This window comes from Corallococcus sp. AS-1-6 (genome assembly GCF_020037015.1).
GTDB lineage: Bacteria > Myxococcota > Myxococcia > Myxococcales > Myxococcaceae > Corallococcus.
Genome location: NZ_JAIQDE010000017.1, coordinates 163,793 through 184,497, shown reverse-complemented (window position 1 = coordinate 184,497; position 20,705 = coordinate 163,793). Strand labels below are relative to the sequence as shown.

Below are 20,705 nucleotides of genomic sequence, written 5' to 3'. Positions count from 1 at the left end.
CCAGCTTCTTGAGCTGCGCGGGTGTCATCCCACCCGTAGATCACACGGGGCACCTGGACTCAAGTGACCGGGTAGTACTAACCCCCTCTCTACGGCCCCATGAACCTGATTGCGGACTTCATCGAAGCGAACCTGGACGTCCTGGTGCGGCGCTTCGCGGAGGCGGCGCGCGGGCTGGAGAGCACGCAGGGCCTGAAGCCGTCGGAGGTCATCTCCACGCTGCCGGAGTACCTGCACGCGGTGGCGGCCATCTGCCGGCACGGCGCCACGCCGGAGTGGCTGGAGACGCGGGCGCGCCTGGAGGAGGCCCACATCAACCTGCGGCTGCGCGTGGGCGCCACGCAGCAGGACGCGACGGACGAGTACACGCTGCTGGGGCGGCTCATCCCCCAGCTCTGGGAGGACGCCCGGCCGGAGCGCAGGCCCGGCGCCGCGGACCTCCAGTGCCTCTTCGAGCAGTTGGAAGAAGCCATGGACCACGTGGAGGTCCTCTTCTCCGGCTACTCGCTGGAGGACCGCCAGCGGGAGAAGCGCTTCCTGCGCCAGATGGACGCGCTGGCGCCCCGGTCGCTGGAGCCCGGCGCGGACATGCAGGGCCCGGTGAGGCCGCTGGTGGAGCTCATCGTCCGGGCGATGGAGGCCGCCGGAGCGGAGCTGTTCCTCGTGGACGCGGGGGGCCGGCGGATGGTCCCCGTCGCGCACACCCAGCACCGGGTGCCGCCCCCGGGCCGGTGGGTGGACTCGCAGGGGCCGTCGTTCCTGGGCCGCGTGGCGCGCTCGGAGGAGCCGCTGGCGCTCACGCAGGCGCGGGGCCTGGAGGACGCCGCGCGCGAGGGCCTGCACGTCCCCGGCTGGGGCACGCTCCTGGGCCTGCGGCTGTGGCCCCATGGCGAACTGATGGGCGTGCTCTGCGTGGGCTTCGCGGAGGCGCGGCCGGTGCCGCCGCGGACCCGGCGCTTCCTGGAGACGCTGGTGGACACCCTCTCCGGCATCCTCGACCGCGCCCTGCTGATGGGCCAGCTCCGGGAGACCGCCACGCGGCTGGAGGTGTCCGAGTCGCGCTACCGGCTGGCCAGCCAGGCCGCCGCGGACACCGTCTGGGATTGGGACCTGCTCACCCAGGAGGTGACCTGGAGCGGCGAGACGCGCCGGCTGCTCGGCTTCGCGCCCGAGGAGACAGGCCCCCTGGCGAGCTGGTGGGTCGAGCGCATCCACCCGGAGGACCGCGAGCGGGTGGAGCACGGCATCCACGCGGCCATCCGGGGCACGCAGGCGCGGTGGCAGGACGAGTACCGGTTCATCCACCGCCAGGGCGGCGCCGTGCGGGTGCTGGACACGGGCGTCATCCTGCGGGACGCAACGGGCCGGGGCGTGCGCATGGTGGGCGCCATGCAGGACGTCACCCTCCAGCGCGAGGAGGAGTGCGGCCGCGCGCGGCTGCTCCTGGAGGCCCGCACCGCGCGCGTCCAGGCGGACACGGCGCTCGGGCATCTGCACCGGCTGTTGCAGCAGGCCCCCGTCGCGCTCGCCATCCTCCGCGGCCCCGAGCACGTCGTGGAGCTGGCCAACGAACGCGTCTGCCAGCTCTGGGGCCGCGCCAGCGCCCAGGTCCTGGGCCGCCCCCTGCTCCACGTCCTGCCGGAGGTGAAGGAGCAGGGCATCCGGGAGCTGCTGGACGGCGTGCTCACCACGGGCATCCCCTACGTGGGCCAGGAGCTGCACATCCGTCTGGCGAGGGCGCCCGGCGGTGCCCTGGAGGACGCGTACTTCAACCTCGTCTACCAGCCGCTCCACCCGGACGAGGTCGGCATCCAGGGCATCCTCGTCGTCGCCAGCGAGGTCACCGAAGCCGTGCGGGCCCGTCAGCGGGCGGAAGGGCTGGCGGAGACGCTCCAGGCCAGCGAGGAGCGCCTGCGGCTGGCGCTGGACGCGGCGGACATGGGCAGTTGGGACATCGAGCTCGCCACGGGCCGGACCACCTGGGACGCGCGCTTCCGCGCCATGGTGGGGCTGCCCGAGCGGGCGGAGGTGGCGCTCGACGAGGTCATGCGGCCCGTCCTGGACGAGGACCGGCCCCGGGTGGAGCACGCGATGGCGGAGGCCGCCCGGCCCGGGGGCTCCGGCGAGTTCGCGAGCGAGTTCCGCGTGCGGCTTTCCCAGGACGGCCAGCCCGTGCGGTGGATCTCCGGACGGGGCCACGTGCACTTCGGGCCGGACGGTCAGCCCGTGCGCTTCGTGGGCACGGGGCTGGACGTGACGGAGCGCAAGCTCGCGGAGGAGACGGCGCGCCAGCGCGCGGAGTTCGAGCAGTACCTCATGGGCATCGTGTCGCACGACCTGCGCAACCCGCTGAGCGCCATCATCCTGGGCACGTCGTCGCTGCTGCGGCGCGAGGAGTTGAACGAGCGCGCGACGAAGGCCGTCCTGCGCATCCAGTCCTCCGCGGAGCGCGCGGTGCGGATGATCCGCGACCTGCTGGACTTCACCCAGGCGCGCCTGGGCGGCGGGCTCCCCATCCAGTGCCAGGACCTGGAGCTGGGGGCGCTGGTGCGCCAGGTGGTGGACGAGGCGCGGATGACCGCCCCGGAACGGGACCTCCAGGTGTCGCTGCCGCAGGCGGGCCCGCGCGGCTGCTGGGATCCGGACCGCGTCACGCAACTGCTCATCAACCTGCTGGGCAACGCGCTGAAGTACTCGCCGGAGGACACGCCGGTGACGGTGCGCCTGCGGGAGGTGCCCGGGAGCGTCCTGCTGGAGGTGCACAACGCCGGAGAGCCCATCCCCGCGGACGTGCTGCCCCGCATCTTCCAGCCCATGCAGCGCGGGGCGCCGGGCGTGGACGCGGCGACGCGCAGCGTGGGCCTGGGGCTCTACATCGTGCGCACCATCGTGCAGGCGCACGGCGGCACCATCGACGTGACGTCCACGCGGGAGGCCGGCACGACGTTCACGGTGAGGCTGCCGCACGCCGAGGCGAAGCCGGCGGCGGGAGGCTAGGTGCGCGGGGCCGGTGCCACCGGCTCAGGCCGCGGGCGTCGGGAGGTGCAGCACGCTGCCCGGCGGAAACGCGCCCACGTCCGTCTGGAATGCCTTCAGCAGCGGCGCCGTCATCGCGAGCGCCCGCTGGAGCTCCTCCGCCGCCTCCGGCCCTCCGTATGGACCCCCCAGCTCCACGGCCCGGACATGGAGGTCCGCCTCCAGCGCCTCCGCCGTCGCGTAGCGCTCCGACGGCTCCCGGCGCAGCAGCCGGTGGAGGATGGCGCGCAGCCCGGGTGACAGCCGCGCCATCAGTGACTCCAGGTCCTCCGGCCGGTAGGCGGCGGCGTGAATCACGACGTCGGCGTATTCGTCCGAGCCGTGCCCCGCCTGCGCCGCCACCATCATCCCCTGGAACACGCGCTTCGCGTCCGCGTCCGTCAGCCGCGCCTCCAGGTCGCCCATGAGCGCGCGCGGCAGGCTGTAGAGGTGCAGGCCCGTCGCCAGCTCCAGCAGGATGAGCCCCAGCGAGAAGAGATCCGAGCGCGCATCCGCCCCCTCCCCGAACAGCACCTCCGGCGCGCCGTAGTACACCTCGCCGTGCGGGCGCGTGATGCTGGAGGGAACCCGTCCCGGCATCCGGGAGAGGACATCCCCCAGGTCCGTGAGCGCCACCGCGCCCCCTGGCCCGAACCGGAGGCCCTGTGGATGCAGGTCGCGGTGCACGAAGCCCAGCGGAGTTCCCCGCGCGTCCGTCTTCCCATGCAGGAACCCGAGCAGCGACGCGAGCTGGCGGCCCACGTGCACCAGGAACGCTTCGGAGAACGCATGCACATACACCAGCGGCAGCATCGCCACGTCATCCAGCGTGCAGCCCGGGACGCGCTCCCATTCAAGGAAGAGCAGGTCGTCCACCTCGTGGCCGCCGTGCAGCCGGGCGATGCGCGGATGCTCCAGCAGCCGTGAGAGCGCCAGTGTTTCCTGCAACCGCGCGCGTGGATCCCTCGACGGGGAGAGCTCCCCGCCGCGCAGGGACAGCGCCTGGAGGAACACCGGCACGGGCTCATGTCCGGGCTGCCTCCGGACGGCCAGGAAGTGCTGCTCCCCGTGGCCGCGCCGCCGAAGGATCCGCTCCAGTTCAAACGACCTGGACCCGGTCTTGAACAGCACTTCGGGCAGGGGAGGCTTCACCTTCCTGGAAGGACTCATGCCGTGCGGGCTCCTTGGAGAACAACGCCAGACTACTTTTCGAGTAGTCAAATTCTCCAGGACCCATCAGGTTGTATTAGAACGTTTCTCCCGGCCCGGCGGTCCCGCAAGCAGGACTCACGGGAACGAATCCACGACGGTATATGCGAAGGTGCGCGGCACCCGGACCGCGCCGGGCTTGGAGCCCTCGTTCCACTCGCCGCCATCGAAGTTCCCGTAGACGAAGCACACGGGATGGATGCTCCCGTCCGGCAGCTCCGCCTGGGTGTAGCGGCCCGTGACCCGGCCCTCCCCCGTCCAGAGGCGCCCATACAGGCGGGTCCCCTTGGGCAGGTCGCCGTACTGCTCGATGACGAGGCTGACGATGGGGCCGTCGTGGACGATGGCGTCTTCAGAGCCCATGCCGGGCTGCCTGATGTCGGTGTAGATGCTCGCGCTGCCAGTCTTGTTCAGGCCGAGCTTCCGCATGGCCTCCAGGGCCCCCGTGGGGCATCGGCTCGCGTCCGGCCGCACCTGGGCGCCCGTGCAGGCAGTGAGGACGGCGGCACCCACCGCCGCGGAGCACCGCTTGAGCGTGCCAGACCGGGCGGGCGTGGGAATGACGGCCGCCTGCTGCGGCGAAGGGGGAGTCATGGCTGCTTTCTCCTGTGGAAAGGGGACGGGTGGGGAGGTGTCCGTCAATGGCTTATGAGCTTCTTCCGGCCCGGGACGGGGCGCCATTTGCTGGACGTTCCGCGCCTCGCTCACCGCCAGCGCGGGCTCCTCCCGCGCCAGGGCCCGCCGCAAGCCCCACACCGTGAGCCCGGCGACGAGCGGCCCCACCAGCAACACCGTGAACGCGCCCCAGAAGAGAAGCCGCGCGCGGCCCCCGCGCCCCCGAGCCTGGAGCGCACGGAGTGACCGGGCCTCGGCGGCGGCCACCCTCGCGGGATCGCGTCTGCGCAGCTCACGGACCTCGCGAAGCCGGCGGGCCGCCTCCAGGTGGCGGACGCGGGCGTCCCGCAGGGCGACCTCCTGCCCCGGCATCACGGGCCCCCGGACCTCCTCCGCCTCCAGGGTCGTGCGGGAGCCGCTGGCGGTCCGTTCGCGCCAGTCGAACAACGGCGCATCCCAGGCAGGGCCGCCATCCGACACGTGCTGGCGCAGCTCACCCGCCAGCAACGCCGCACTCTCGGGGCGCCGCTCCGGCTCGAAGGCCAGCAACCGCATCAAGGCCTCCGACAGCGCCTCCGGCACGTGGGGGTTGAGGTCCCGCACGGCGCGCAGGCCATGAGGCTCCGCTGCCTCCCGGGGCATGCCCCATTGCGCGGCCGGGTACTGATCCGTCAACAGGCGATAGAAGCTCACGCCGACCGCGTACAGCTCGTCCGCGACGGAGTAGGCATAGGGGCTGGAAGCGCCGGGCCGGCGCTCCGACAGCACGCGCCACATGAACAACTGGGGGCTGTAGTAGCGCGGACTGCCCGGCGGCAACCGGGCGGTGGCGGTGAGCACGGGTGCGCCCGCGTACCAACCGGCGCCCCAGTCCAGGACCTTGACCCTGCCGTCAGGCGTGACCAGGACGTTGTCCCCCTTGAAGTCCCGGTGCAGCGCACCCTGGCGGTGCGCGGCGGCCAGCGCCTCCAGCACCTGCACCAGCAGGCCCGTGACCTGTCGAGCCGTGGGGTTGCGGGCCAGCGCCCATGCATAGAGCGACTCCCCCTCGACGTACTCCATCACCAGATAGGGGTGCTCCACGGGCCCCAACCGCCAGACACCGTGGGTGATCAACCGCACCACCGCGCGGTGCCGCACGCGGGCCAGCAGCGCCGCCTCCCGCGCGAACCACCGCTCTCCGGGTCGCCGGGACAACTTCAAGGCATACAGCCGGCCCCGAGGACGGCCTGCGCGGCGCACGGAGTACGTGGTGCCATAACCCCCCGCGCCCAACCGCTCCACCACCTCCCAGCGGTCCACCCGGGTCCCAGGCGGCAACCACTCGGGGGACAGCAGGACCCGCCCCAGCACCGCCTCCGCATGGCGAAGCCCCAGCTCGAGTGACTCGCTGCTCACAGGGACAGTCCCTTCCATCGCACGGAGCGATCACCTTCCTGATTCCAGACCTCCAGCACATAGCGGGCCTGGGGCACCAGGTCCTGCGGCATGTGCCACTCCAGGACCACCTGGCCGCTCGTGCCGGGTGCCAGCCGGGCCTCCAGCATCCGGACGGGAATCTCCCGGTGGATGACCCGCTCCTCCTTGTCATCCGGCCCCAATTGGATGAGCCGTCCCGCGCCGGGCACCCACGCGGCGGCATCGGGTGAAATCCTCAGGGTGAAGGTCATCAACCGGGTTCGGATGTGGCGGTAGAGAAGCGCACTTCCCACGACCTTCAGGCCCGGCGTTCCAACGGCGGCAGGAGATCGCTCCACCAACACCGCCTCCGGCCCCAGCGCGCCGGTGAGCACCGCCCCCGCCAGTCCGGTCTGGGCACACTGCGCGCGCAGGGTGGCGAGCCCCGCCTCCGCGGCGACGCACCGTCCTCTCAACAGGGCCAACTCCTCGCCCAGGTCCTCGGCGGACAGCGCGTGGCGGGACACCTCCACCACGGTGTCCACCTCCTTGGGGTCGGTGACGAGCAGGAAGGACACCTGCCGGGGCGCGTCCTCGCCCGCGAAGCGCGCGGTGATGAGCGGCCGGGACGACTCCGGCATGGCCACGGCGGGGCGCAGCACCATCACGCCCGGGTACACCTTCAGTTGCCCGAACAGCGGTGCCAGGGCCTGGGCGTCCACCGACGCGGGCAGGATGTCCTCGTTGAAGACGACGGTGGTGACGGTCCCGGGAGCGACGCGCAGCAGGTGCAGCGTCGTGGCCTCCTCCGCCCGCACCACCAGCTTCCGCTCCCGGGGAGCGCGCGGTCCGGGGGCCCCGGCCCACGCCGGAACCGCCACCCCCAGCAGCATCAGCAGCATTGGACAGACAACCCGACGGAGCGTGAGCACGAGCGGCAACCTCCAGCATCGCACCCTAACAGACGGGGGTGACGTGACGGGGAGGTTCGAGGCCCGGCATGTGGCGGGTCGCCCCGCGGAAGCATCTACGTTGGGCCCGGGGGGAACTTCTTCATGAGCTCTTCAGGCAAGGGGGTCCGCAGGAGCGTCTGCTGTCCTCCGCGGGTCCGGATGACCTGGAACCCCTGCCCCGCGATCCGGAGGAGGTCTCCATCCTGCCCCCTGCCACTCGCCAACCACTCTTCCGCCGCCTGACGCGTCTCGAACGTCCCCGCGACGACGACATCCTCGATGGCTGGCGTATGGAACGAACGGAAGAACTCCCTGTGCCAGCGTAGTTGTCGCCCGGACCGCGAGGCCGGCAGCAGCCGCCGTGGTTGCCCGCTTCCGCAGGGTGGCCTTGCGGTGAAATGAGGCAGCCCCTGCTGAAGCACGCACACGCGTGCCGTCCTGCGCGACTCGTCGTGGCCGGTGCACGGCACCGCGGCTGCACAGGTCATCCAGCAGTTTGCCCAGCAACGCCCGGAAGGCAGGGCCTGAGCGCGCCATGAAGGAGGACAGCGTATGCGCCGACACACTGACGCCGCCGCACAACCACCAATACGCAACGTCCGTACGCAGTCTCGCCGCAATGGCGTGAGTACTGGAGAGGCCTTCCATCTGCCCATACACCCACAGCGCCAACAACAACCGCGGATTCACTGCCGCACGCCCCGCGTGATGAGGACGCGCACGGATGGCGCGCTCGAAGTCCGACATGTCCAGCGCTTCAACAGCCGCCCATACGGCGCGCACCGGATGACCTCGGTCAACCAACTGCTCGTAGGTCCGCGCCGACAGCACCTGCGTCCGTTTTGGCCGGAGCACACGCACTCGCGGCCGTTTGCTCCCCGCCATGGCGATTCATCATCGCACTGCTGCGCTTATGCATCCATTGGACGCATTAGAAACGTTAAATTTTTCTCAGCCCCTCAGCCCTTCGGCCGCCGCCAGCACCCGCAGCTTCTCCTGCCCCGTCCACTTCCTCTCCACCTTCGCCGCCTCCGGCTGCTGCTCAGACTCGCTCGTCATCGCTCCCACCGTAGCCCTCTTCAGCCACTTCGACAGCGTCGACTGCGGCACTCCCACCTGCTTGCCCAGGGCCGTCGCGCTCAGCACCTCCGGCCCCATCATCCGGCGCACCATCTGCTCCTTGAATTGCTCCGTGTACGGCACGGCCTACCTGCCCTTCACGCCCCCTGGGTGCTTCTGCCGGCCTCGCGGTCCGGGCGACAACTACGCTGGCACAGGGGGAGCTCGTCCACATCCTCGAGGCTGACCTCACCCAGAAGTGCAGGGCGGATTCAAGCGGTCGTCGCAACGCCTCCTGGTTGAAGTGAACATAGATGAGTGTTCAGCACCTCGGAAGGTGTCTTCCATCCAAGAGTCCTGCGGGGCCTGTTGTTGAGGGCGGCGGCGACGGTGGCGAGTTGCTCACGAGAGTATCGGGAGAGGTCCGTCCCTTTTGGAAAGTACTGGCGAAGCAGGCCGTCGGTGTTCTCATTCGTGCCTCGCTGCCATGGACCGCGGGGGTCGCAGAAGTAGATGGAGAGGCCCGTGTCGGCGCGAAGGCGGGCATGTTGAGCCATCTCCGCTCCTTGGTCCCACGTGAGCGTCCGGCGCATCTGCTTCGGCAGCGGAGTGAGTGAGGACGCGATGGCGCTGCGGACCGCATCGGCACCGTGCCCAGCCAGGGCGGGCCCGTTCTTCACCCGAGGCTGGCCGTGGTTGTCCATGCGCGGCAAGTGCAGCAGCAGCGTGAATCGGGTGGTGCGCTCGACCAGCGTGCCAATGGCGGAACTCCCCAATCCCAAGATGAGGTCCCCTTCCCAGTGCCCAGGGACTTTGCGGTTCGTGACTTCGCTGGGGCGCTGGTTGAGCTTGCTCTCTGGGCTGACGAACTTCTTCCCGTGCACACGGGTGCGTGCCCGAGGCACCCGCAGCGTTCGTCCGGTCCGCAGGTAACTGGTGAACTCGCGTCGCAAGGCACCGCGACTTGGGACGTAGAGCGCCTGGTAGATGGCCTCGTGGGAGAGTCTCATTGAGGCATCCGCAGGGAAGTCCACCTGAAGCCTGTTTGCAATCTGCTCGGGGCTCCAGGAAGTCGCCCAACGTCGGTCTTTTCGTGGTCCCTGGCGGCGACTCTTCCAACGCACTTCTGGGCCAGGCACGCGTGTCCCATCGTCTGAGGTGAGCGTCCCCGCCAAGCGCTCTTGCACGTACCGCCGCAGTTCGTCGTTCGCGGTCAGTTCCGCGACCTTCGGGCGTCGAGCACGTCGGTCCGCGTGCCACTGGGCCGCTGTGGCTCGATACTCCAAGCCACCGCTGCGGGTCGCGGCATTGCGGCGTAACTCCCGCGAGATGGTCGAGGCAGAACGCTGGAGCCGACGCGCTATCGCGCGAACGCCGAGGCGCTGGGCATGGAGAATCGCGACTTCTTCTCGCTCGGCGAACGAGAGGTACCGCCCCACCAACGGGGCCAGCCAGAAAGAGGGCATTCCGCCACCCTCGCGGAACCACCGGCATCCCACCACCGGAGATACGCCAGCTGCTCTGCCGGCATCTTCGCTCGACAGCCCCTGCGCGATCGCCACCCAGAAGCGTTGCCGGTGCTCACGTCGCCCCACGGAGGGACGCCCCGGCGACGACATGGGAGGGCGTCCAGTTCGAGCAGACCGTCGATGATTCTTTGCACCCATCGCAACTCCTCAGTTTCGAGTGTTGCGACGACCCGTTGAATCCACCCAGGACCAGGGCTCTACCAGCGCATCCCCCCAGGCCAAGCGGTCTGGGCCTACGCCCTCCGCGGTGACCTGACGCAACTCTGCGAGTCTGGCGCGCGCAGCCTCGGCGCTCAGTCCGAGCTGTCGCAAGAGCGCGTAGCCGAACATGCCCGTGCGGTGAATCCCCGCCGAGCAGTGGATGACCAGCTTGCCGCCACCCTCGACGATGGCGCTCAGTTGGCGCAACACCTGCCTGAGCTCCTGGGTCCGCTCGGGGGCCGGGACCGCTCCGCCGTGAAACGGAACCCAAATCCAACCGAGGCCCGCTCGGGTCGCGGCCTCGCCAAGCTGGCGTGCGCCCTCGGTCTCCGCGAGCAGGGTGACGACGTGAGTCACCCCTTCGGCACGCAGCGTGGAGAAGTCCTTGAGCTTGGGGCGATGTGTCAGCGAGATCGCACCGCCGCCAATGGAGACAAGGTGGACATCACTCATTGGGCAGTCCTAGTCACCGGGTGCCGGGCGCTGACAGCGCCGCCCAGCGCTTGACTTCGTCCGCAGTGGGCTTGAGGTCAACCACGATGAAGCGCTCCTCGTCATCATCGAAGTACGTCTTCGCCGTGGCCTCCAGCAGGCTCCGGGCCAACACTTTCTCCAGGAGCGTATCCCTGGGGTCGGTCGACTTGCCCCGGCTCCCACGAAAGGCCTTCTGCATGCGGGCAAGTTGCGGAGGTGGTGCGGGGGGCTCATCCCATTCGGTATAAGATGCGAGGTTCACTCCGTAGATGTGGTGCTTTCGAGCGACGAAGTCGCTGCCCACCTCGACCGGCTGCTCAATGGACACCAGGCGTTCCAGTTCGGGATTGCGCTCGAGCCATTGTTGCGCCGAGCGCAGCAGCGCGACGAAGGGACCCACCATCGTGCTCGGCAGGCTACCGTCGAAGTGCCGCACGACGAGTCTGGATGCTCCTGGCACCTCCCGAGAGAGGTACAGGGCTCCCAGCGGGCTCTCCAGAAACGGCTTCAGCTTGAGTTCACGGTGGAGGGTGGCGAAGTCGCGCATGGGTTCTCACATCATGTCAATAACGACGAGCTTGTTGATGTCCGGGGACCAGTGGATGTTATTCGAAGGCCCCTTGGCCCTGGTCAGCTTCTTTAGCAGATCCTCAAGCACCGGAGGCAGTTGCCCCACGGACTTCATTTTCTGCAACTCGGCGACCACGCGCCGGTAGGCCGCTGAAGTCGTGGAGTTGCTCAGGGCCTTGCTCAACTCCACCGAGCTGGAATCAAATTCACGCAACACCCAGTCAGGGCCTTGCTCGAAGATCTTCACAACTTTGATGTCGGCTTTTAGTCTGGAATTGGCCTCTACGGCGGTCTTCGCCTCTTGTAGCTTTTTGATAGACGTGTCCATAACGGAGAGCCGGATCTTGAACCATCGCTTCAGTGTTTTGCCGGGCAACTTCTCCGACAGGAAGAGCTGCCCCTCGCTACCGGCAAGTCCCTTGGCGGGCTTGAGGTCCGTGGCTCCGCGGAACTGCTGGAGTCGTCTCTTGAAGCTTCCGTCCAGTTCCCGAGCGAATTTCTCCCATCCCTTGGGGACCCCTGACACTCCGGGCTTCTTCGTGGGGGCTTTCGGTTGCTTCTGTGGAGCGGCTGTCTTCTTGAGCGGATTGGCCTTCCGCAGCGCCAGGGGCTTCGTGATGTCTTTCGCCTTCTCAGCGAGCCTTACGAACCTGGGAAATTCTGCGAGGAGCTTGCCAAGCTTTCCAGCCTTGCCTGCCCACTTCACAATGGTGGCTCCCGCAGAAGCAACCGCCATCACGATCTCGACGATGACGTACCCGATCAGCCAGCCCCGGAAGTGCTCACGGCGAAGGAGATTTGGATCGTTCCATCGGTTGGCGAGAGCCTGGATGCCTGCCTCGGTCAACGTCTTCAGGTTCAACGATGCAGCCAGATCCCACAGGCCCTTCAAGTCCGATACGATCTCGCCGCTCAGCAAGCTGTAGACGAGCTTCCATACCAACTCCAGCAGATCAATGAGCCCTGTGAGCAGATCCCAGACGGCCTCGAGCGCGCCGTGAATCAGGCCTGCGGAAAAGGCCAGATTCCCCAGGTATGCTTTCCCGGCGTTCGTGGCGAGAACCTTGACGTCCTGCCACAGTTCATACGTGATGGAACCTGAGCCCACCTTGCCGCGCAGGCTCTTGGCGAACTCTACGCTCGGAATCCAGATGAGGTAGCCTTCACGCGTCTGGGTCGTGTCCCAGGTCGCATCCTCGGTCGGCTTGTAGATGCCGCGGAGCCCAGGACCCCGATTCGCCTCGACAAGGACATTGGCATAATAGCGCTCGTCCTGGCCCCATTGGATGGTGGAGTTCTTGTAGTGCTGCTTGACAATGGCCAGTGCGCCTTCGTTCTTCTTGATCCTATGAAGGACTGCTCCGGGGTCGGGCAAATTGATGCTGATGTACTTCTTGTAGACGAAGCCGGAGTTTCCATCCTCGAGCGTCACGAAATACCAGTCGCCCGAGAACTCACGGCAGACGAAGACGCGAGTGTTGAATGAGAGCTTCTTCTTGAACGTGCCGGAAAGATGGGGTTGCTCTCGAAGGTTCACGCCAGCGCCGTTGGACACCCGGCCGACACTGTAGACCCCCGTTCCCATCTCGAACGGAAAGCCCCTTGGGCTGTTGGCGTTGCCAACTGTTGAGGCAGGAGTGGGGAGGGTGCTCAGGGCCGCCCAGGTCGAGGGGCCTACGATCCCGTCCGCGCTCAGCCTCCTGTCGAACTGGAACTGTCTGACGGCATAAGCTGTGTCCGTTCCAAAGCAACCATCGATGGGCCTTCGATAGAGTCCAGCCAGCCGGAGATGATTCTGGAGGTTGGCCACCGCGGCCCCCGTAGAGCCCAATTGAAGCAATTCCTCGGAAACCTCAAAGCTTCCTGTGGGTTGGCCCATCTCCCCCCCTGACCTGAAGTCGCGGCGTGTGTGAGATTTAACTATATGAAGGCACATCAATGCGACCGAAGAACCCATTGAGAGGGATTGTGTCTTGTCGCGCAGTGCCCTGGAGCGTTGGGTGAGGCAGGACCTCCGATGAGTCTTTTCAGAGAGCCTTGACGTAACCGGAGACGGGTGTGGCGCCCATCCTGATCACGCGACGTGCCGTACCTCGGCGCGCTGCGGCGCGAGCGTGAGGTTCAGAAGTTCACGACCGCATTGATTGTTTCAGGGGAACTCAAGAACGCACTCGAACCGGTCGGGAACCTGGGCGTGTCGTTCGAGCGTGTGGCGGGGCCTCGTGGAAAGAGAGGACCTGCACCCTGGCCCCTGTCGGACCGAGCGGAGAACCTCTGTCCATTCGCCCGTACCGGGGCGTTCACAGGAGGTGCCGATGTTCCTGCTTCGACGCTGGGCCGTGGTGTTGCTGTCGCTCCTACCGGGGACGGGATGGGCGGAAGACCTCACCGGGCCAATGCCTACCGCGGAGGAAAGCCCGCGGTGGCTCCACCTGCTGCGCATGGAGGCCACGACGCTGACGCTCCTGCCTCGGCAGGGCGCGGGCGTGGACGAGGGCTTCGCGCGGTTGGAGCCCCGGGTGATGGTGGCCAGACGGGGGATGTTCCACCTCCACCTGGGGGCTCCAGTACGGCTGCGATTGTGGGGTGGAGGGGAAGGCGCGGGACGGGTGCGGAAGGAAGACTGGGACGCGCTGTCCGATTGGGGGCAGGTGGTGCGCATGCTCACGGTGGGCGGCGACGCACCGGACTCGCTGTGGATGGGCGCCCTGGAGTCCTACACCCTGCTCTCCGGACACCTGGTGCGGCGCTACAACAACAGAATCAACCCCGACTACCACCCGGCCGGGGCGGTGGTGACGGGCAGGCTGGGGCCGGTGTACACGGAGGCCTTCGCCTCGGATGTGCTGGGCGCGCGCCTGATGGGCGCGGAGGTCGTGCTGGACATGCAGCACGTCCTCGCCGGCCGGCCCTTCCTCCCCTCGCGCTACACGCTCTCGCTGTCCGCCGCGCATGACTGGGGAAAGGCCGGCGGCACCTCCAGGCCGATGACGCTGGCGCATCTGGACGGCACTGCCGTCGTGGTGAGTCGCAGGACCCCGGAGGGTGGTTTCGAATTGCACCTGCTGGGAGGCTGGGGCGGACGTCCGGGCAAGGGCGGTGCATGGGGCGCGGTCGCGGGCCTGGGCGTGGAGTCGGTGTCACCAACGATGGACCTGCGGGCCCGCCTGGAGGGGCGCCTTCAACGCGGAGGCTTCCGGCAGGGAGCCTTCGGCCCGGACCATGAGCTGGCGCGCTTCGAAGTGGCGGGCACCTCCCCCCTGCCCCTGGCGGACACGCCCTTTCGGGAGGGAGCCTCGGCCTACGGAGAGGTGATCCTGAGCTGGGATGCGCGGCGTCTGGGCATCCTGGGGCAGCGCCACTTCCGCATCACGCTGGGCGCGGAGGCCTTCAACTGGGGCCGGGTGGACGTGGACGGACGCCTGGAGGTGCAGTCCCCGCACCGCGACCTGACCGTGGCGGCAGGAGGGCTGGCGGTGGGGCTGGGAGCGCCGGATGCGCGCTACCTCGTGTCGGGTGAGGCCCGGTGGCGCTTCCTCGGGGGGAAGCTGTACGCGCTGGGACAGGCAGGCACGTTGCTGTTCCCGACGGCGGAGGGGTCGCTCAGGCCGGGGGCCTTCGCGGCCGTGGGCATGGGGGTGGACAATGTGCGTTGAGCATCCGCTGCGCGGAAGCGTGGGCCTGCTGCTTCTGGCGGCGGCGCTGCTCAACGCGGGCTGTGTCTCGTTGTCAGCGAGGACAGACCCGGGAGCGACCCTGGCTTTCAGCCCCCGCTCCGCCTCCGCCCAGACGGTGGCGATCTCGAATGCGCCCCTCCACCATCGCCGCGCGCCCCTCGCCGAGGAAAGCGAGGAGCCCCACGCGCCGAACGCGAAGGCGCCGGCCCATGCAGCGGCTGTCGTCCGTGGAGACGACGCAGTGCCCGCGGGATGGCCCCATCTGGCCTCCAGCCGGGAGGTGCTGGAGCCCTTCCTGGCATGCGCCTCACCCGCCGCGTTCGTGGCCATGCAGCGGGGCGTGGACATGGCCCGGCTGGTGGAGTCGCTGGAGGACTGGGATGCCGTCCGGCTGGGTGCCCTGGGCCCGCTGGATGCGAAGGCCTCGGAGGTCCTCGGCCGCAAGCGCGCGGCCTTCCTCGTCACGGCCAGCGAGAAGTACGGCCTCCCCCATGCCGAGGTCTTCGCCCTCTTCGTCCTCCACTCCTCCTTCGACGACGAGCTGCCCGGCGTGGTGCGCACACTGGCCCGCGACAAGCAACTGAGCCAGACGCTGGGGAGCATGGCCACCGTCCGCGAGGAGTTGCGGCGGCGCGGGCTGCCGCTGGAGGCGTTCCCAGACCGGGATGAACAGGCCGGAGACGTCCTGCGAGGCCTGGGGCGTGCTGGCAGGGACATGCTCTCCACCACCCCGGTGGGTGACGGGGCCCGGTACGCGGATCTCCACGCAAGGCGTGAGCAACTGCCGCCGCCCTACCAGGAAGCGCTCGACCAGGTGGAGCGTGCGCTGATGGAGCGGCACTTCTCGCCGGGCAGCGTGGCGTTGGGTGGCTTCGACCACCTGACGTTCGGCGTGCCGCTGGGCTTCTACCACCTGGTGGCGGGGACGGGGCACGGCGCGTACTCGCTGTCGCAGGGGCAGTACGAACAGGCCACGCGTGAGCTGGCTCCTGCCGCGTTGATGGTGGCGCTGTACGCCGGCGGGAAGGGCGCACGGGCCTTCGTAGAAGCGCGCGGTGGGCCGCCGCGGCTCCGGATGCCCGCGTTCGACCTGGATGGATTGAAGGCACTGGTGGAGCGGCTGGAGGAGCAACTGGGCGTCACCGCCGCGCGCGACCTGCTCCGCTACCTCCAGGCGAGCCGGGAGGGCGCGCGGGTCGCCGCCGAGTGGGGCGAGGCGGGGGTGCTGGCGCTGTATGAAGCTCGCGGCAACCCCGCGAAGGCCCAGGCGATGTTGGCGGAGGCCCATCGTGAGTCCGCACGAGGCGTGCCGGCGAGGGGCGTGTCACGCGCTTCATCCGAAGCAGTCTCGGAGGCGGCGAAGGCCAGGCTGCTCCAGGCGGAGCTGGAGGCCTCGGGCCCGCGCCTTCCCAAGGACGTGAAGCTGCTGAAACATCTGGCGCCGAAGGTGGAGGCACCACCGCCCGGACTCGATCAGGGCACGGGACTCTGGAGAGAATACGTCGCGTACCGGGAGAGGCGCCTCCAGGAACTCCAGAGCGGCGCCGCTGTCGAAGGCCCCTTGAAGTGGGAGGGCTACCGGGAGATGCGCGCGCTCTACGCCCGGGGCCTGGCCTTCGAACGGACCATGGTGTCCCTCCTGGAGGCGGACGCCGCCCTCCCTCGGGCGCAGCGGCGGTGGCTCAAGGACTTCGACCGGCCCCGCATCGCGACGCACGTGGGGGTGGCGAAGGTGGACCTTCGCTTCGCGGACGTGCTTGTCATCGAAGATGGGCCCACTGCTGGCGCGACGCCACGCGTGGAGACCTTCAGCCTCAAGAGTCGTGATCTTTCGCAGCTCGGAGCCGAGGCTCTCACGGCTCAAATGATCGAGGACGCGAGCGCTGCCTCAAGATACTACGGGGAGACCCTGAACATTCGCCGCCCCGGAATCGAACAGACGGCACAGGTCCAGAGAGTCCGTCTTATATATGAGGGCGGAAAGCTCAAGCCTGCGGATCCGAAAGCATCGCGAGCGGCCGTGCGAGATGCCCAGAATGAAGTGGAGGGAGTGGAGGTGTCGTTCCAATGAATGGAGCTGAGAAACGCGGACCTGACACCGACGACCGTCTTCGTCTCTCCCTTGAGGCTACCTTCGATCAGGCCCTAGACCTGAATCAGGCGTTGGAGCCCTTTTTCAGGGCGCTTGAGTCTCACGCGGGCACGTGGATGCCGGAAGTTGTTGAAGGCAAGCGGCAGTACACATACTCCCGCGATTCCGTCCTGAAGGCGCTGGACGAGAAGCGCGGAAAGAAAAGCATGTCCGTTGGCCTCTCTCGTGCGACGTGGCCCGTGTTGGATATGTCTCTCAGGCTCTCGTTGCCGCCATCAGCCCCCAGATTGTATGTATGGATCTCCGTTCAGCCACTATCGCTTTTCAGGGAGACAGCGCCTTGCAGCGAGTTTGTGGGCATGGTCCGCGCCTGGGCTTCTCATTACCCTGTTGCTGGCGCCACAGCCAACAGTCTAGCCGAGGATCAACTGGCGGAGGGCTCAAGCCCTGACAGCGCCGTGGACCCTTCAGAGGAGACTGGGGACGACAGGATTCAAGAAGTGTCCTGGCTGAACGTCTTCGGTCCCAAACTCGTAGAGCGTCTAGGCCGTGAGCGGATGCTCTCGACGCCTGCGCACCTCGTGGAGGAGCTCCCCAATGGCTCCGTCCTCCTGGTGCTGTGGCCCACCGCCGCCGACTTCGCCAGCGACGAGGCGCGCGTGGCCCAGGCCCGGGCGCATGTGCACCTGCGGCCGGACCTCGACTTCGACACGGTGCTGCGCAACCTGCGTGAGCGCAGCGCGGCGCTGGCGCCGGTGGAGCCCCGCTTCCACCCGGACCTGGCGCCGCTCCTCTCGCGGCTGTCTGGCGAGTACGCCATCAGCGAGCGACAGCAGAAGATCGCCGAACTCAATGTCTTCCAACCCCCCGAGCCGGAAGAGTGGCTCCCGGTCGCCCTGCCCTCGGACGTAGCGAGCCCGGCGCAGGTCCACAGCGGCTACGGAGACCTGACCGAAGGCCTCATGGCAGCGCTGCATACCAAGGTGCCCAGCATCCTCGACGCGACGCCCGAGTCCCTCACCGACCTCGACTTCTACTTCTGGCGGGAGAACTTCCCGGAGCGATACAAGCGCGAGCTCATCGACACGCACACCGCCCCGGCCCTGGGGGCCTACCTGGGCGGCATCCTGGTGAAGCGCCTGGGTGGGACCTGGATTCCGCGCCAGAACCCCGAAGAGTCCCAGGTGCGTGTCGGCAAACGCGTCTGGCTGCCCTTCCTCCGCGCCCGCCGGTACATGGCGTCCCGCCAGTCGCTGCTGACGCACTCGCTCACGCAGTTCTTCCGGGAAGCGGAGCGACACCGGTCGTGACGGGAGCAGCGCGCAGGCGCGCCACGCAGCGCCCGCGGAGACGAGTCCCCCTCACCGCGCGCCTGCCCTGCCAGCCCCGCGCCTCGCGGCCTGGTCCACCGCCCGGGTGAACTGGTCGATGTCATAGGGTTTCAACAGCAACTCGATGACATCCGTCCCGGTGTACTCCCTGGCGCCCTCGCGGTTGGTGGTGGTGAGCACGAAGGGGATGCCCGCGGCGGCCGGGTTGGCGGCCAGCTTCTGGAACGCGTGCCAGCTCAGGTCGAACGGCACGCTGATGTCGTAGACGATGACCGTCGGCGCCGTCTCCCGCACCAGCGTGGCGAAGTCCAGGGGGCCGCGGATGACGTCCTGCACGCGCACGCCCTTGCTCTGGAATCCCGCCTCGTCGAGCACCTCCTCCAGCGCCTCGATGAGGTCTTCACTCCCGTTGAGCACCAGCACGGTGGGTCGCTTTCCCATGCGGGGAAGGTGCATCCGCCCAGCCGGGAGAAAAGCGGCCCGCGCCCTCCGGATGTAGCGCACCCGACAGAGGCGGCGGCCGCCCGGACGGCCGTCAGGCGTGGCCCACCGGGGGCCCCGCGCGGGGCAGCCGCACCCGGAACGTGGCCCCCTGTCCCAGCGTGCTCGTCACCGTCACGTCCCCGCCGTGCGCCTCCACGATGCGGTACAGGCGATACAGCCCCAGCCCCAGCCCCCCGTAGTTGCGCGTGGGCACCGCGCGCTCGAAGCGGCGGAAGAGGCCGTCCACCCGGTCCGGCGCGATGCCGATGCCGTGGTCGCGCACCACCAGCCAGGCCGTGTGCGCGTCCGCCTGGACCTCCAGCTCCACGGGCTTGCCCGGACCGAACTTCACCGCGTTCACCAAGAGGTGCGTCACCACCTGCCCCAGCCGGAGCGAGTCCCAGCGCCCCACCGCGGACGCCACGTCGCGCACCACCAGCAGGCACCCCGCGCGCGCCGCCAGCTCCTCCCAGCGCAGCACCACGTCCCGCACCACCTGCCCCAGGTCCACGTCCTCCAGGTTCAGCCGGGGCGCGTGGCCCTGCATCTGCGACACGTCCAGCAGCCCCTCCACCAGGTCCGCCAGCCGCTGCACCTGCCGGTCCGCCGCCACCAGCGCGCGCTCCAGCCGCTCCGGCGCCACCTGGCGCTCGTGCTTCAGCGCCGCCGCCGTGCCCTGCACGCGTAAGCGAAGCGCGGCCAGGGGCGTGCGCAGCTCGTGCGCGGCCACCGCCAGGAACTCGTCCCGCACGCGCACCGCCTCGCGCGCCTCGCGGTACAGCCGGAGCTGCTCCGTCACGTCGCCGATGATGCCCGCCATGCGCACCGGCCGCCCCTGCGCGTCGCGCAGCGCCCGGCCCCGGCTCACGCACGAGCGGTAGCCCCCCGCCTCGTGCCGCAGCCGGAAGGACACGTCGTACGGCGCGCCCTGCTCCAGGTGCCGCGCCAGCGCGGACGCCACCCCGTCCCGGTCCTCCGGGTGCACCCGCGCGAGGAAGGCCTCGGAGGTCCCCGGGAAGTCCTCCGGCCGGAGCCCCAGCATCTCCAGGAGGCGCGGGCTCCAGTACATGCGCTGGTCGCGCACGTCCCAATCCCACACACCGTCATAGGAGCCGGACACCACCAGCCGGTAGCGCTCCTCGCTCTCGCGCGCGGTGCGCTCGGCCTGCTCCAGCAGCCCCACCCGCCGCTCCAACTGCCGCACCATCGCGTACAGGTGCGTCTCCGTGGACAGCTCGCCGTGCACGGGCGCGGGCAGGGGCCCCTCCGCGCGGGACTCGCGCAGGAGCGTGGCCACCAGCTCGTCGTCCCCCTGCGCGCGCCGCACGAAGCCGTTGGCCCCCACGTTGGCCGCCATGCGCAGGTCCAGCTCGTCCGGCGCGGTGGCGTGCGTGAGGATGACGGGCACGCGCCCGAGCTTCGGGTCCTGGCGCAGGGCCAGGCACAGCCGGAAGCCGTCCAGCCGGGGCATCAGCACGTCCGCCAGCACCACGTCCGGCGGGTGCCGCCGCGCCAGCTCCAGCGCGGCCAGCCCGTCCTCCGCCTCCATGAGCTCGAAGCGGAAGGGCGCCAGCGCCAACTGCAGGAGCTTGCGGTAGACGGGGTCGTCCTCCGCCACCAGCACCCGCAGCGCGGGCCGGCCGTCCCGCGCCTCCCGCGCCTCCCGGGGCAGGGCCTGACGCACCGCCTCCACCCGGGCCCCCAGCGACATCCCCGGCGCGAGGAACCCCGCCACCGGCGGGCCCGAGCGCCGCAGGGCGTCCTGCTCGGCCGGCGGGGCCTCCACCCAGAGGGAGGCCCCGGACGCGGCCAGCGCCTCGCGCAGCGCGTCCAGCGGCTCCACCGCCGAGGCCAGCAGCGCCCCCGCGACCAGCACCAGGTGCACCGGCGCGGACTCGCGCAGCGCGCGCACCAGCGGCTCCACCCCCGCGGCCAGCAGCACCCGCCACCCCTGCCCCTGGAACGCCAGGGACAGGAGCTCCCGGTGGGGGCCCGGAGCTTCGGCGAGCAGCAGGGTGGGCTTCATCGGGTGGGAGGCGGACGGACGCGGGCGACAGGTCGTTCTGGAAGGGAGGGACCCCAACGGCCCACCCTCCAGG

The 20,705-nt window shown here is 69.2% G+C and carries 14 protein-coding genes and 1 pseudogene; 4 read left to right on the top strand and 11 right to left on the bottom strand.

Translation table 11 applies throughout. The annotated features are described in order from the left end of the window. Positions 1-99 precede the first annotated feature (99 nt). Positions 100-2,997 carry a PAS domain-containing protein gene (locus K8612_RS23485; protein WP_223763923.1) on the top strand — a complete coding sequence of 966 codons (2,898 nt, stop codon included), beginning with the start codon at positions 100-102 and terminating at the stop codon, positions 2,995-2,997. 24 nt (positions 2,998-3,021) lie between these two features. On the opposite strand, the gene K8612_RS23480 is transcribed toward K8612_RS23485, so the two are convergent. From K8612_RS23480 to K8612_RS23440, 9 genes and pseudogenes are all read right to left on the bottom strand, one after another. Then, the gene (locus K8612_RS23480) at positions 3,022-4,185 is read right to left on the bottom strand and encodes a protein kinase (protein WP_223763922.1); all 1,164 of its coding nucleotides are present in this window, start codon (positions 4,183-4,185) and stop codon (positions 3,022-3,024) included. A gap of 117 nt (positions 4,186-4,302) precedes the next feature. Continuing rightward, positions 4,303-6,237 carry a serine/threonine protein kinase gene (locus K8612_RS23475; protein ID WP_223763921.1) on the bottom strand — a complete coding sequence of 645 codons (1,935 nt, stop codon included), beginning with the start codon at positions 6,235-6,237 and terminating at the stop codon, positions 4,303-4,305. Then, a complete protein-coding gene (locus K8612_RS23470) occupies positions 6,234-7,169 on the bottom strand; it encodes a DUF2381 family protein (RefSeq protein ID WP_223763920.1) in 936 nt (311 codons plus the stop codon). Before K8612_RS23470 ends, K8612_RS23475 begins: the two co-directional genes overlap by 4 nt. Before the next feature lie 333 nt (positions 7,170-7,502). Then, positions 7,503-8,075 (bottom strand): annotated as a pseudogene (locus K8612_RS23465) (transposase); the annotation flags it as partial. Positions 8,076-8,141: 66 nt separating this feature from the next. Continuing rightward, the gene (locus tag K8612_RS23460; protein ID WP_223745179.1) at positions 8,142-8,393 is read right to left on the bottom strand and encodes a hypothetical protein; all 252 of its coding nucleotides are present in this window, start codon (positions 8,391-8,393) and stop codon (positions 8,142-8,144) included. A gap of 128 nt (positions 8,394-8,521) precedes the next feature. Beyond that, the gene (locus tag K8612_RS23455; protein WP_223763919.1) at positions 8,522-9,916 is read right to left on the bottom strand and encodes an IS30 family transposase; all 1,395 of its coding nucleotides are present in this window, start codon (positions 9,914-9,916) and stop codon (positions 8,522-8,524) included. 9 nt (positions 9,917-9,925) lie between these two features. After that, complete coding sequence (locus K8612_RS23450; protein WP_223744484.1) at positions 9,926-10,432, bottom strand: tyrosine-protein phosphatase; 507 nt, start codon at positions 10,430-10,432, stop codon at positions 9,926-9,928. 13 nt (positions 10,433-10,445) lie between these two features. Beyond that, entirely contained in the window at positions 10,446-11,000 is a 555-nt protein-coding gene (locus K8612_RS23445) for a hypothetical protein (protein WP_223744483.1), read from the bottom strand. A 6-nt stretch (positions 11,001-11,006) separates the two neighbouring features. Next, positions 11,007-12,833: a peptidoglycan-binding protein gene (locus K8612_RS23440; protein ID WP_373692130.1), complete on the bottom strand. Its 1,827-nt coding sequence runs from the start codon at positions 12,831-12,833 to the stop codon at positions 11,007-11,009. A gap of 511 nt (positions 12,834-13,344) precedes the next feature. Here K8612_RS23440 and K8612_RS23435 point away from each other — a divergent pair. The 3 genes from K8612_RS23435 to K8612_RS23425 are packed head-to-tail and all read left to right on the top strand — an operon-like array spanning position 13,345 to position 18,102. Then, a complete protein-coding gene (locus K8612_RS23435) occupies positions 13,345-14,679 on the top strand; it encodes a hypothetical protein (RefSeq protein ID WP_373692132.1) in 1,335 nt (444 codons plus the stop codon). Further along, on the top strand, positions 14,669-16,771 hold the full coding sequence (locus tag K8612_RS23430; protein WP_223763916.1) for a hypothetical protein: 2,103 nt from the start codon (positions 14,669-14,671) through the stop codon (positions 16,769-16,771). The genes K8612_RS23435 and K8612_RS23430 overlap by 11 nt, the downstream gene beginning before the upstream one ends. Further along, entirely contained in the window at positions 16,768-18,102 is a 1,335-nt protein-coding gene (locus K8612_RS23425; RefSeq protein ID WP_223744479.1) for a DUF3396 domain-containing protein, read from the top strand. The genes K8612_RS23430 and K8612_RS23425 overlap by 4 nt, the downstream gene beginning before the upstream one ends. Before the next feature lie 51 nt (positions 18,103-18,153). On the opposite strand, the gene K8612_RS23420 is transcribed toward K8612_RS23425, so the two are convergent. Both K8612_RS23420 and K8612_RS23415 read right to left on the bottom strand, forming a co-directional pair. Further along, positions 18,154-18,564, bottom strand: a complete 411-nt coding sequence (locus K8612_RS23420; RefSeq protein ID WP_223744478.1) for a hypothetical protein — start codon at positions 18,562-18,564, stop codon at positions 18,154-18,156. 94 nt (positions 18,565-18,658) lie between these two features. Beyond that, positions 18,659-20,632 (bottom strand): ATP-binding protein, encoded by a 1,974-nt coding sequence (locus K8612_RS23415; protein ID WP_223763915.1) that lies wholly within the window; start codon positions 20,630-20,632, stop codon positions 18,659-18,661. Positions 20,633-20,705: the final 73 nt, after the last annotated feature.

Coding starts and splice junctions, on each gene's coding strand:
- K8612_RS23480 (WP_223763922.1), bottom strand. CDS start 4,185: ATGAGTCCTTCCAGGAAGGTGAAGCCTCCCCTGCCCGAAGTGCTGTTC.
- K8612_RS23430 (WP_223763916.1), top strand. CDS start 14,669: ATGTGCGTTGAGCATCCGCTGCGCGGAAGCGTGGGCCTGCTGCTTCTG.
- K8612_RS23415 (WP_223763915.1), bottom strand. CDS start 20,632: ATGAAGCCCACCCTGCTGCTCGCCGAAGCTCCGGGCCCCCACCGGGAG.
- K8612_RS23420 (WP_223744478.1), bottom strand. CDS start 18,564: ATGGGAAAGCGACCCACCGTGCTGGTGCTCAACGGGAGTGAAGACCTC.
- K8612_RS23455 (WP_223763919.1), bottom strand. CDS start 9,916: ATGGGTGCAAAGAATCATCGACGGTCTGCTCGAACTGGACGCCCTCCC.
- K8612_RS23450 (WP_223744484.1), bottom strand. CDS start 10,432: ATGAGTGATGTCCACCTTGTCTCCATTGGCGGCGGTGCGATCTCGCTG.
- K8612_RS23445 (WP_223744483.1), bottom strand. CDS start 11,000: ATGCGCGACTTCGCCACCCTCCACCGTGAACTCAAGCTGAAGCCGTTT.
- K8612_RS23425 (WP_223744479.1), top strand. CDS start 16,768: ATGAATGGAGCTGAGAAACGCGGACCTGACACCGACGACCGTCTTCGT.
- K8612_RS23485 (WP_223763923.1), top strand. CDS start 100: ATGAACCTGATTGCGGACTTCATCGAAGCGAACCTGGACGTCCTGGTG.